Source organism: Cellulosimicrobium marinum, assembly GCF_020551945.1.
GTDB classification, from domain to species: domain Bacteria; phylum Actinomycetota; class Actinomycetes; order Actinomycetales; family Cellulomonadaceae; genus Cellulosimicrobium; species Cellulosimicrobium marinum.
The window spans coordinates 1-12,341 of sequence record NZ_JAJBZH010000008.1; the positions used below are offsets into that span (position 1 = coordinate 1).

At 73.7% G+C, this 12,341-nt stretch carries 7 protein-coding genes; 1 reads left to right on the top strand and 6 read right to left on the bottom strand.

The window, feature by feature from the left end; translation table 11 throughout:
• Window positions 1-320: 320 nt before the first annotated feature.
• The 3 genes from LGQ04_RS17855 to LGQ04_RS15695 are packed head-to-tail and all read right to left on the bottom strand — an operon-like array spanning window position 321 to window position 4,043.
• Window positions 321-1,985: a 5-oxoprolinase subunit B/C family protein gene (locus tag LGQ04_RS17855; protein ID WP_229244905.1), complete on the bottom strand. Its 1,665-nt coding sequence runs from the start codon at window positions 1,983-1,985 to the stop codon at window positions 321-323.
• Window positions 1,982-2,764 (bottom strand): LamB/YcsF family protein, encoded by a 783-nt coding sequence (locus LGQ04_RS15690; protein WP_229244906.1) that lies wholly within the window; start codon window positions 2,762-2,764, stop codon window positions 1,982-1,984. The genes LGQ04_RS17855 and LGQ04_RS15690 overlap by 4 nt, the downstream gene beginning before the upstream one ends.
• Window positions 2,765-2,792: 28 nt before the next feature.
• Window positions 2,793-4,043: an acyl-CoA thioesterase/bile acid-CoA:amino acid N-acyltransferase family protein gene (locus LGQ04_RS15695; RefSeq protein ID WP_229244907.1), complete on the bottom strand. Its 1,251-nt coding sequence runs from the start codon at window positions 4,041-4,043 to the stop codon at window positions 2,793-2,795.
• Window positions 4,044-4,122: 79 nt separating this feature from the next.
• Here LGQ04_RS15695 and LGQ04_RS15700 point away from each other — a divergent pair, with 79 nt between their 5' ends.
• Window positions 4,123-4,695, top strand: coding sequence for a GNAT family N-acetyltransferase (locus LGQ04_RS15700; protein WP_229244908.1), 573 nt, complete (start codon window positions 4,123-4,125; stop codon window positions 4,693-4,695).
• Between the two features lie 17 nt (window positions 4,696-4,712).
• On the opposite strand, the gene LGQ04_RS15705 is transcribed toward LGQ04_RS15700, so the two are convergent.
• The 3 genes from LGQ04_RS15705 to LGQ04_RS15715 all read right to left on the bottom strand — a co-directional run bounded on the left by LGQ04_RS15705 (window position 4,713) and on the right by LGQ04_RS15715 (window position 12,262).
• The gene (locus LGQ04_RS15705; RefSeq protein WP_229244909.1) at window positions 4,713-5,420 is read right to left on the bottom strand and encodes a hypothetical protein; all 708 of its coding nucleotides are present in this window, start codon (window positions 5,418-5,420) and stop codon (window positions 4,713-4,715) included.
• Between the two features lie 243 nt (window positions 5,421-5,663).
• Window positions 5,664-11,255 carry a ThuA domain-containing protein gene (locus LGQ04_RS15710; protein ID WP_229244910.1) on the bottom strand — a complete coding sequence of 1,864 codons (5,592 nt, stop codon included), beginning with the start codon at window positions 11,253-11,255 and terminating at the stop codon, window positions 5,664-5,666.
• A gap of 104 nt (window positions 11,256-11,359) precedes the next feature.
• Window positions 11,360-12,262 carry a sugar phosphate isomerase/epimerase family protein gene (locus LGQ04_RS15715; protein WP_229244911.1) on the bottom strand — a complete coding sequence of 301 codons (903 nt, stop codon included), beginning with the start codon at window positions 12,260-12,262 and terminating at the stop codon, window positions 11,360-11,362.
• Window positions 12,263-12,341 lie beyond the last annotated feature (79 nt).

Genomic DNA, 12,341 nt, shown 5'->3' on the forward strand with positions numbered 1-12,341 from the left:
CCATGCCCACGAGGACAAAAATTTGGCATTGACTAACAAGCACACTGTTGAGTTCTCAAACAACCGACACACACCAACTCAGCCAGACCCACCCGGGCCCAACCTCGCTTGGGGCAACTTCTCAACCCTACCAGACCCTCGGAGGCGTCTCAACCTCGCTGTGAGCGAGAGGGGACCGACGTCCGAGCGCTCCGCGCGCACAGTCATGCCGACTGAGTAGTGCGGAGGAGGGTCCGGCCCCGGGACCAGCCACCGTCTCGGTGTCTGTTCCTCCCTGTCGGGCCGACGTCCAGAACATTACGCGGCTCTGAACGACAGGGTCAAGCCGGTCCTCCGTGACCCGGCCCACAGCGTGGCCGCACCGGGCGCAGGCGCACCGTGTCGCCGGGTCGGAGCTGCGCCGCGCGGTCCGCGGAGTCCCGCGTCAGGACGCCGATCACCGGGTAGCCACCGGTCGCCGGGCGGTCGGCCAGGAACACGACGGGCCGCCCGTCGGGCGGCACCTGGACCGCACCCCGCACCAGCCCCTCCGACGGCACGTCGGCGGAGCCCCGCGGGACCGCCTGCCCGTCGAGCCGCAGGGCGACCCGGTTGCTCTCGGCCCGCACCGACCGCAGGGCACCGAGGGCGCGCCACGCACCGGCGTCGAACAGGCCGTCGTGCGGACCCGGCAGGACGGCGAGCTGCACGGACCGCTCCCCCGGCCGGAGCGCACCGCCCTCGGACCGCACCCCGACCGGGCCGTCGACCGGCCAGCCGGCGACGTCGTGCCCGACCCGCACCACGTCGCCCGCGGCCAGCGGGCGGGGGCCGAGTCCGGAGAGGACGTCGTGCGCTCGGGAACCGAGGACCAGCGGCACGTCGATCCCGCCGCGCACCGCGACGTAGGTCCGCAGGCCCTGCGCCGGCGTCCCCAGCCGTAGCACGGCTCCCGCGGGGAGCGTCAGCGCCGTGTGCGCCCCGACGGGGGTCCCGTCGACCCGTGCCGGCACGACCGCACCGGCGAGCGCGACGACGGCCTCCCGGTCGCACCGGACGCTCAGCCCCCCGAGCGTCACCTCGAGCAGCGCGGCCCCCGGGGCGTTCCCGACGAGCCGGTTGGCGAGCCCCGCGGCCCCGCGGTCCGCCGCGCCCGACGCCCCGACCCCGACGGCCCCGTACCCCGGGCGTCCGGCGTCCTCGACGAGGGTGAGCGGTCCCGGCGCCAGCACCGTGAGCGTCCGTCCGTCGCGGCTCGCGCCCCGCCCACGGTCCTCCGGTCGTGCCGCCGCGCCGACGGGTGCGCGCCCTGCCGAGGCCTGCGCACCCTCGGCGGTCGCCCGCACCGGGACGAAGCGCACCCGCGTCCCGGGGGCGACGAGCGCCGGGGGGTCGCGGTCGACGTCGAACATCCGCGCGGCCGTGCGGCCCAGGAGCCGCCAGCCGCCCGGGGACGCCGCGGGGTACACCGCGGTGAGCTCGCCCGCGAGCGCCACGGACCCGGCGGGCACGCTCGTGCGCGGCGAGTCGAGCCGCGGTGCGGCGATCACCGGGTCGACGCCGGTGAGGTAGGTGAACCCGGGTGCGAACCCGCCGAACGCGGCGTCGTAGGTCCGTGCCGTGTGCCGGGCGACGACCTCCTCGACGGTCACGCCCGCCCACGCCGCGACGTCGGCCAGGTCCGCGCCGTCGTAGGTGGTGGGGATCTCCAGGGTCGTCGCGACGCCGGCCGGGTCGGTCGCGGAGGTGGCGGCCCGGTCGGCGGCGGCGAGGCGCCAGTCGTGGACCGCGCGGGCGCGGTCCGGGCCGGTGAACCGGACGAGCACGGTGCGCGCGGCGGGGACCACGTCGAGCACCCCCGCGGGGCGGTGGTCGGCGAGCGCGCGGTGCAGGGCGTGGACGGCGGGCAGGTCGGGCAGGTCGACGAGGAACGCGGCCTCTCCGTAGGGGTGGACCGCGGCCGGGTGGACCGCGGCCCTGGGACGGTCCGACGGCGGGGACGTCACGACGGCGGGTCCCCCGCGCCGTCCGCGAACGGCCGCACGACCACGCCCGCGTCCCCCAGGGCGGCGCGGACCGCGCCGAGCAGGTCGACCGCGCCCGGGGTGTCCGAGTGGACGCACAGCGAGTCCGCCGCGACGGCGACCGTGGTGCCGTCGACGGCCTCCACGGTCCCCGTGGTGACGATCGCGAGGGCGCGGGCGGCCGCGGCGGCCGGGTCGTGCACGACGGCGCCCGGTCGCCCCCGCGGGACGAGCTCGCCCGAGGGGAGGTAGCCGCGGTCGGCGAACGCCTCGCGCACGACCGGCAGCCCGGCGTCCTCCGCGACGCGCAGCACCGCGGAGCCGGGCAGGCCGACGAGCGGCAGGGTGGCGTCGTAGGCGCGGACCGCGTCGACGACGGCGCGGGCCTGCGCCTCGTGCCGGACGATCGCGGTGTACAGCGCGCCGTGCGGCTTGACGTAGCGGACCCGGTCGCCCGCGAGGCGCGCGAACCCGTCGAGCGCGGCGAGCTGGTAGACGACGTCGTCCGCGAGCTCGGAGGGTGCCACGTCGAGGAAGCGGCGGCCGAAGCCCGCGAGGTCGCGGTAGGCGACGTGCGCCCCGACGCTCACCCCCGCCGCGACGGCGTCGCGCGTGACCGTGCGCATCGTGCCCGGATCGCCGGCGTGGAAGCCGCACGCGACGTTCGCGCTGGTCACGAGGCCGAGGAGGGCGGCGTCGTCGGCGAGGATCCACCGGCCGAAGCCCTCCCCGAGGTCGGCGTTGAGGTCGATGCGCGTCACTCCCCCATCATGCCGCGCCGCGCCGGGGTCATGCCGTGTCCTCGAGGTCCGTGAGCAGGTCGACGACCTCCTCCCAGAGCGCGACGCGCGCCGCGTGCGTCGCGCCCGGATCCCCGTCCTCGGGCTCGCCGGGCGCTCCGAGGGAGTACGGGACGTACGGCGCCCACGCGACGAAGTGGCCCGCGCGCTCGACCTCCACGAACGCCGTCGGCGTGCCGGGTCCGCGGCGCTCCACGACGTCGCGCGCGTAGGCGCAGGCGTCCCAGAGGGGGTCCGCCGTGCCGCACGCCAGGACGACAGGGCCGTCGACCGCCGCGACGTCGATCTCGGCCCGGCCCAGATCGTCCGGTCCGTCGAACGGGCACGTGTCGGTGAGCGGTGCGCCGTCGAGCGTCCACGCGGCGACGCTCGCGTCGGGGTACCCGCAGACGACGTACCCGGACCCCGTCGGCGCGACCGCCCCGCCCACGAGGTCCGGGTGCTCGGCCGCGAGCCACAGTGCCATCTCGCCGCCGCGCGACGCGCCGAAGGTCACGACGGCCTCCGGGTCCACCTCGGGCTGCGCGTGCAACCACGCGAGCGCGTCGAGGAACGGTTCGACCGGCACCTCCTCGAGGTCCGCGGGCTGCCCCGGGCCGCGGAAGTACGAGATGCCCAGCGCCGGGTACCCCAGGCCGGCGAGCCAGCGCGCGAACGCGGCGCCGCTGCCCAGCCCTCCCTCCGACCCGCCGAACGCGAGCACGGCGGGCCGGCGCTCGCCGTCGTCCAGATCGGCCGGGACCGCGTACTCGGCGACGAGCCCGCCGTCGGTGACCTCGCGCGTCACGACGCCGGGTGCGGACCCCGGGCGTGCGACGGTCGTCGTCGCCAGCGGCTCGCCGTCGGCGTCGGTCACCGCGAGCTCGACGTCGACCGGCCCGTCCCACGCCGCGGGGTCGGGGCGGGAACCGGCCCGCATCGCCCAGAGGGGCGCCATCGGGTCGGCGACGTCCCAGTCCCCGCTCGTGGGCGCCGTCGCCGCGAGGTCGATCCGGCCGTCGTCGGGCACCTCGAACGTCGCCTGCGAGCGGAACCGCGCGTCGTCGACCACGGCCGTCGCCGTGAGCGTGACCGGAGCGCCGGGCGCGAGATCGTCGAGCGCGACGTCGAGCGGGGCGAAGGGCCCGTCCACCTCGGTGACCTCGATCGTGGGCTCCGGTGGGACGGTGCACGACCCCAGCACGGCCACCCCGAGCATCAGGGCAGGGATCAGGTCACGGGTCCGTCGTCCGAAGGCCATGACGAAGTATGGCAGGGCTCCTCACGGGCGTGCCACGTCGTCCCCGAGGACGGCGGAGGGCACGGGTAGGTTGGCCGACGTGACCACCTCCACCGACCACCACGACCGCGCGGTGCGCGTGCGGCGCGCGACGCCCGACGACGTCCCCGCCCTCGTGGCCCTCGCCGCCCTGACCTTCCCGCTCGCGTGCCCGCCCGACGCCACGCCCGAGGCCATGGCCGAGCACGTCGCGACCCACCTCTCCCCCGAGCGCTTCCGCGGCTGGGCCGCGAGCGCCGCGCACGCGCTCCTCCTCGTGGAGCCGGACGGCCCGGGCGAGGTCGCGCCGTCGGGCTACGCGCTGCTGGTCCGCGGGGTGCTCGACGCCGAGGACGTCGCGGCCGTCGTCGGGCACGACGAGACGGTGGAGCTGTCGAAGATCTACGTCCACCCGGACGCGCAGGGGACCGGAGCCGCGGGCGCGCTCATGGAGGCGGCGCTCGCGGTCGCCGCGGAGCTGGGGCCCGGCCTCACCGTGTGGCTCGGCACGAACGGCCTCAACGCCCGCGCCCAGGCGTTCTACCGCAAGTACGGGTTCGCGCTCGTGGGCGAGCGGGCCTACGTCGTGGGCGGCGAGCGCCACGAGGACGTCGTCATGGTGCGGGGCGCCTGAGCAGGTCGCCCCCAGGCTCAGTGGTCGTGGCCGTCCTCGGCACCGCCGCCGTGCCCGGTGTCGAGACCGCCGTCGAGCGCGTCGTCGGGGTGGACCGGGAGGAACACGTGCACGTGCCCCTGGCCCGCGGTGGTGGCGCGCAGGTCGAGCTGGACCGCGGCGAGGCCCCACGTGTCGACGGCGCGCGTGCGCAGGTCGCCCGCGAGGGCGTGCAGGCCCTCCACGGTCGCCGCGTCGGCGGTCGCCGCGAGCTCGAGGGCCTCGACCGAGTCGCCGAGCGTCTCCAGCGACGTGAGCATCCCGTTGCGGACGATGTTGTGCTCGGACGACCCGCTCGCCAGGGAGTCGGTCTCGTCGACCAGGCCGTCGACCGTCGCATGCCACGCGGCGAGATCCGCGGACGAGGCGTCGACCGGCTCCGAGCCGTCGACCGGGAGGACGGCGTGCATGCCGTGCAGCACGGGCACGAGCTCGGCCTGGACGTGCCGGGCGTGCTCGATCGAGGCCGTGAGGTTCTCGGCGTCCCGTGCCACCTCCGCGGCCTCGAGCTCGGCCACACGGGCCGGGTCGACGGCGAACGCACCGTCCGCGCCGTCGTCGCCGCCCCGCGTCAGCGCGAGGACGAGGACGACGACCACGGCGGCGAGGGCGAGGACGCCTGCGCCCAGCAGCGCCCAGCCGCGGGGTCCGGCACCCCGCAACCACCGGCGCACGCGGACGTGCACCGGTGGCCGGGGCTCGGGATGGCCGGCACCACCCCGGTCGGCAGGACGGGAACGGGGCGTGGACGGCGCGGTGCGCGCCGACCCGGCCTGTCGACCCTGCGCCGGACGTGCTCCGGCGGGGGTCGAGCGCTTCGAGGAGGTTCGCTGTGCCATTCCTGTTCCCGTCCTGTGTCCTGAGGGTCCCGCCCGGCCGGGGAGGCCGGGTGCCGGTGACGGGCCGCGCGGGCCCGGCACCGGCGGGGGTCAGCCGCAGCTGTGGGCGTCGTACGGCACCTCGACGGTGGCCGTCCGCTCCCCGATCGTCGCGGTGACGGTGACGGTGCCCGCCTCGACGTCCGCGGCACGCACCGCGAACGACTGGTACGCGGCCTTGCCGACCGCGACCTCGGCGAACTCCTTGGTGCCGAACGGCGTCGCCAGGGTGATCGCGGCCGCCGCCTCGTCGGCGTTCGTCGCGCGGACCGCGACGTACGCCTTGCCTGCCAGGCAGCGGACCGAGGTCTCGACCTCGACCGCGACCTCGGGCTCCTCGTCAGCCGTGGTCAGCCGGAACCAGTCGAACGCCACGGTGACGGGCGTCTGCTGCTCCGGGCCGATCGCCATGACGCCGATCGACGTCAGCGGCACGTCGTTGGTGACCGGGGCGCCGAGCGACGTCCAGTTCACCCCGCCGTCGCTGACCCAGCCCTGGTACGTGTCCCCGGTCTTCTCGAGGCGCAGGTACCAGTAGCCCGACTCCGTGGAGTCCGCGATCTCGAGCTGGCGGTTGCCGCCGTTCCCGAACTGCGCGCCCTTCTCGGACACGAGCTCGGCGCCGAGGTTGAGCGCTGCACCCGGTGCGTTCTTCGCGACGACGTCCGCCTTGACGTAGTTGTCGTCGTCGGCGTACGCGATCAGGCCCGCGAGCTGCCACTGGTGCAGGAGCGGAGCCTTGAGCCGCGTCTCGGCGACCCAGTCACCCTCCGGTGCCGTCTGGAGGACGACGTTGCGCGGGTCGTCGTTGTTGACGCCGTTGATGTCGCCGGGCTGCGTGGTGATGCGCAGCTCGCCGCCGGCCATGGCGACCTTCGACGAGTCGTAGCGCACGACCGCGTCCCAGCGGCAGCCGTCGAGGGCGTCGCCGTCGAACTCGTCGCTCGGCTCACGCACGCCGTCGTCGGGCTCGGCACCGCTGACGCGGACGTAGTCGACCTTCGCGACCGTGTCTGCCGTCGCCGTGTCCCCGCCGGCCATGACGCCGAACGTGGCACCGTCCTTGACCGGGGCGGCCCCGTCCAGGTCGGTCCACGTCTCGCCGTCCGCCGAGTACGCGCCGGTGATCTGCGACCCGTCGGAGACCAGGCGCAGGAAGACCGTCGAGGGGAAGTCCTCGGTGACGGTCGCCTGGCCGTGCCACGTACGGGTCCCGCCGGTCTCGGTCTGGAACTCGAGGAAGCGGTTGCCGTTCTGGTTCTTCGTGAACGCGAGCTTGGTGTACTCGTCGTCGTCCACGTGGACCAGGAGGCCGGCGTGCTGCCACTCGCGTGCGAGCCCGGTCTCGATCTTGGTCTCGATCGTCCAGTCGCCGGCAGGAGCCGGCTGACCGAGGTAGCTGATCGGACCGGTCGCCGCCTCGTTGATGTCGCCCTGCACGACCGGCAGGACGGCGTGGCCGTCGGTGACGGAGATCGCCGCGCCCTCGGCCTGGCGGACGACCGTCCACCGGGCGTCGAGCTCGTCGCCGTCGAACTCGTCCGACGAGTGTGCGAGGCACTGCGGCGGGACGTCGTCGCCCGGCTCCTCCGGCGTGACCGGGTCGTCGTCGAACACGAAGTCCTGGAACTCCACGGCGCTCCTCGCGGTGCTGCTGTGCGCCGTGACGAACATGCCGACGTCCTGGACGGACGCCGCACCCGGGAGGGCCTGCGGCTCCCCGATCTGCGTGAAGTTCTCGCCGTCCTTGCTCCAGTACGCCGTGTACAGGTCGCCGTCACGCACGATCCGCACCCATGCGGGGTAGCTCGTCGTGCTGGCACCCGTCGACGTCGCGAGCTGCCCGCTCGCGTTGCCGCGCAGCCACTCGAACCCGTTCGACGGGCGGATGCCGAGAGCGGCGTAGCCCTGCGAGCTGCCCGTCTGCGTGACGTCGTTGCGGACGATGATGCCCGCCTTCGCCGACCCGTTCGAGTTGCCCTGGCTGTTGATCTTCACCGTCGCCGACCAGTTCTCGTCGGCGTCCTGCTCGCGGTAGATGGTCGAGTACTCGTTGGTGCCCTGCCACATGTTCGCGCCGCCCGACGTGACGAGGTACCGGCCCTCGGCGAGCTGCTCGAACGTCCCGTTGGCGTTGGTGAAGGTCTGCATGCCGGCGAACAGGTCACCGACCTGCGCGACCACGATGCGTGACCGCGTGTACAGGCCCTTGTCGTTGGTGGCGACCGCGGTCAGCTCGTAGTTGTTGTCCTCGGTCACCTCCCACGTCGCCTCGTACGGGGCCTCGGTGTCCGTCCCGATGGACTCGCCGTCGACGAAGAACTCGACCTCGGTCACCGTGTTCTCCGTGTCCTCGGCCTCGGCCGTCACGGCGATCTCACCCTGCTCGAGCCGGACGCCCGCCTCGGGAGCGGTGATCCGCACCTTCGGACGGGTGGTGTCGGACACGGCCTTGCCGTCCGCCTCGATGAAGTTGAGGCGGCGCTCGCCCGCACCGGGGAACACCACGAAGAGCGTGAACGACTCCATCGGGTCGGTCATCTCGACGCGCACGTCGGTGAACGTGCCCAGGCCCGTCTCGGGGACCTCGGCAGTGCCGAGCAGCTCGCCGTCGACCGCGCCGCGGCGCAGCTCGATCGTGCCCTCCTCCGCCGACGCGACGCGCAGGTTGAGCGCCTCCACGCCGTACAGGCTCACCGGGTCGTACGACGCCCACGCACCGTCGGCGCCGGTGACGACGGAACCGCCACCCTCGACGTCACGGCTCGGGATCGTCGTCGTGCCCTCGGAGGCCGCGTGGAACTCGGCCTCGCGCTTCTTCGGGAAGATGAGCGTGGTGTCCGAGCCGGTGAGCGCGGGCACGTCGCCCTCGCCACCGTTGTCGGTGTACCGCGCGTCGATCACGTAGAAGACGTTCATGTCCTCGCTGTGACCGCCGCCCAGGCTCGTCTGCACGGTGCCGGTGCGGCCGCGCAACGGCTCGGCCGGGTGCGCGTGCTCGTCGTGACCGAGCGCCGGCTGGATGATGACCTGCTCGTCGTCGATCGCGTCGCCCTCGGGCGAGTCCTCGGCGTCCGTCACGTCGACGTCCCACGTGATCGCGTCGCCGAAGTTGAAGAACGCACCCGTCGGCGGCAGGCCGAAGTCGACCTCGGGCCGCGTGTTGCCCACGGTGATCGGCACGGTCGCGGTGCCGGTCTTGCCCGCGGGGTCGGTCACCGTGAGGCGGGCGTCGAAGACGCCGTTCTCCGTGAACGTGTGGGTCGGCGCGACCTCGGTCGAGTCGACCTCGCCGTCACCGTCGAAGTCCCACGCGTACGTGAGCTCCTCGTTCTCCGGGTCGGAGCTGCCCGAGCCGTCGAACGACACCTCGAGCGGCGCGATGCCCGAGTCGGGCGTCGCCGTGGGCGTCGCCGACGGGGAGCGCGACCCCGAGACGTAGTCGATGCGGTGCAGGCCCGAGTTGGGGTTGTCACGGCCGAAGCCGCCGCCCCAGTCGAGGACGTACATCGAACCGTCCGGCCCGAACTTCGAGTCGATCGGCGCGAGGAACTGCTCGTCCGGCAGGAACGGGTTGACCTTCTCGACGTCCGTGACGCCGGCTGCGGCCTCCGGGTCCTTCAGGTCGATCGAGTACATCTTGTTGCGCGCCCACTCGTAGAAGAAGGGCTTGCCGTCGTAGTACTCGGGGAACTTCGTGTCGGACTCCAGCTCGGGGTCGAACTGGTAGAACGGGCCGCCCATGGGCGCGAGGCCGCCGCCGGCGTTGATCACGCCGGGCACCGACGAGCGCTGGTAGCCGTACCAGAGGTCCGCCGGCTGCGCCGGGGGGAGCTCCGTGAGGCCCGTGTTGAGGATCGAGTCGTTGACCGGGGCGTCGCAGTCGAAGAAGTCCCCGACCGTCACCGGGCTGGTGCGGTAGTCGACGTCACGGAACGGCTCGTTGTTCCCCATGCACAGCGGCCAGCCGAAGTTGCCCGCCTCCTTGACGAGGTTCCACTCCGCGATGCCCGCCGGACCGCGGTTCGCCGGGTTGTCCGACCCGTTGTCCGGCGAGTAGTCGGCCACACCGAGGTAACCCGTCGCGGGGTCGATCGTAAACCGGAACGGGTTGCGGAAGCCCATCGCATAGATCTCGGGCAGCGTCTTGTCGTCCGTGTCGGCCGCCTCGTCGAAGAGGTTGCCCTCGGGGATCGAGTACGTGCCGTCCGCCTCGGGGTGGATCCGCAGGACCTTGCCGCGCAGGTCGTTCGTGTTCGCGGACGTCGCGCGCGCGTCGTGCAGACGACCCGGACGCTCCGAGATCGGTGCGTAGCCGCCCGACGGCTCGGAGTGCGGGTTCACGTCGTCGCCGATCCCGATGTACAGGTCACCGCTCACCGGGTCGACGATGAGTCCGCCGCCCGTGTGACCCGGCTCGTCGGGCAGGCGCCCGGCCGGGAACTCGATGACCACGACCTCGGACGCGGGGTCGATGACCGTCGCACCGGGGCCGTTGGACGTCACCGTGAACCGCGAGACGCGGCTCACGAAGTTGGCCGGGTCGGAGTCGTCGTCGCTCACGGGCGAGTAGTACTGGTAGAGGTACCCGTTCGTCGCGAAGTCCTTGTCGAGCGCGAGCCCGAGCAGGCCGTCCTCACCACCCGAGTACACGGGGATGGTGAGCGCGGTCGACGTGGTCTGCGTCTGCGGGTCGTAGACGCGGATCTGACCGCGCACGAGCTCGGTGTAGAACACGCGGCCGTCGGGCGCGATGTCGATGCCGAACGGCGCGCTCGTGTTCGTGTCGAGCGCGACCTTCTCGAACTGGCTCCAGTCCGTGCCGCCGCAGTCGCCCTCGGCCAGGCCCGCGGCCCACTCGACGCCGCCGACGATGTGCCGGACGAAGTCGGGCTCCTGGGTGTAGTGCGCGCCGAAGTGGCCCATGCCCGTCATCCAGGCACGGCCGCCGTCGTACGCCTTGCACCACGAGATCGGGTGGTCGTAGCCCATGGCGTTCCCGCCCGGGGCGTACGTCGACTCGTCCATCGTGGCGAGCACGTGGGCGTCGCCGCGGACGTTCGCGGAGAAGTTGTACCACTCGTCGGCGCGGTTCCAGCGCTGCGGCAGGTGCTCGGTCGACGGGTGCGTGGTGTCCTCGACCCGGACCGTGCCGGGCAGGCCCGGGCTCGACCCGGTGGCGGCGTGACCGGGCATGAGCGCCCCGATCATGTCGTCCCACCACTGGTAGTTGCCGCGCATGTCCGTGGCGTTGTGGATGGCGACGATGCCACCGCCCGCCTGCTGGTAGCGCTCGAGCGCGGCCTTCTCGTCCGCGTTCCACGGGTCGCCGGACGCCTGGAACATCACCAGGGCGTCGTACTGCGCGAGGTCGGTGTCGTTGAAGACCGTCGAGTCCTCGGTGTGGTCGGACGCGATCCCGGCGTCGGCGAACGCCGCCTCGAGCACCGGGGTGCCCTGCGTGATCGCCTCGGTGTGCCGGAACTGGGTCGTCTTGGTGAAGATGAGGACCTTCGGTTCGTCCTCTGCGGTCGGTACGACGTCGGCCGTGGCCATCGTGGCGGGCGCGAGCGTGAACGCCAGCGCTCCGATGGTCAGGGCCGCGACGGACCTCCCCCGGCGGGGGTGTCGTCGTGCGGTCATCGTGTGGTGCCTCCAGGGCATGACGTGCGGGGCCCGGGCCTCGTCGCCCGGGCAGGGCGGTCGCGTCATCCCGCGGCGTGCCGGCGCCGGCGGTCGTGCAACGACTACGGCTGGGTGAGCTCCGGCGCGGGCATCAGTCCCTTCAGGTGGGTCAGGCCATCGACGGCGATGGCGTCCTGGGTCGGTGCCAGCGGCCGCCAGATCGAGGCGGCCGTGGCGATGGTCGCGTTCTCGGCCGTGAACGACTCGATGACGAGCGGGCCGTCGTAGCCCGCCGCGTCGAGCGCCGCCAGGAACGCGGGCCAGTCGAGGTGGTCGGTACCCGGCGCGCCGCGGTCGTTGGCGCACACCTGGACGTGCGCGATGCGCTCGCCCGCGCGCGCGACCGCGGCGGGCAGGTCCGTCTCCTCGATGTTCATGTGGTAGACGTCGAGCATGAGGCCGATGCCCTCGGCGGGCAGCCTCCGCACGACCTCGAGTCCCTGGTCGACCGTGTTGACCAGGGACGTCTCGTACCGGTTGAGCGGCTCGAGACCGACGACGACGCCCGCGCCGACCGCGTGGTCGACGACGGGCGCGAGGTGGCTCGCCAGCTCGTCGTACGCCGCCTCGCGCTCGGCGGCCCCGAGGCGCCACGTGCGCCCGACGGACGCGTAGGCCGGGCCCCCGACGACGGGGGCGCCCACCGTGCGTGCCACGTCGACGACGTGGCGCAGGTAGTCCTGGGTGGTGCGCACCGTCGCCGCGTCGGTCGCGACGAGCTCGCGCCCCTCCCCCATGACGAGGGAGACGCTCGCCCCGAGGCCGTGGTCGGCGAGGACCCGCGCCGCGAGGGCCGGGTCCCAGTCGCCGGGCTGCTCCACGGGCAGCTCGAGCACGTCGAACCCCCACGCGGCGACGCGCGGGGCGATCTCCTGCAGCGCGGAGTCGGTCAGCGGGGACGTCCACACCCAGGTGTTGACGCCGAGGCGCCTCGGACGCAGGGACGGGGCGGGGGAAGGAGCCACTCTGCTCGATCTCTCTCTCGACGGGGCGCCCGGCCGGTCGGCCTCCGGCCGGGCGCTGCCGCGCCCCGAGCGGGCGAGC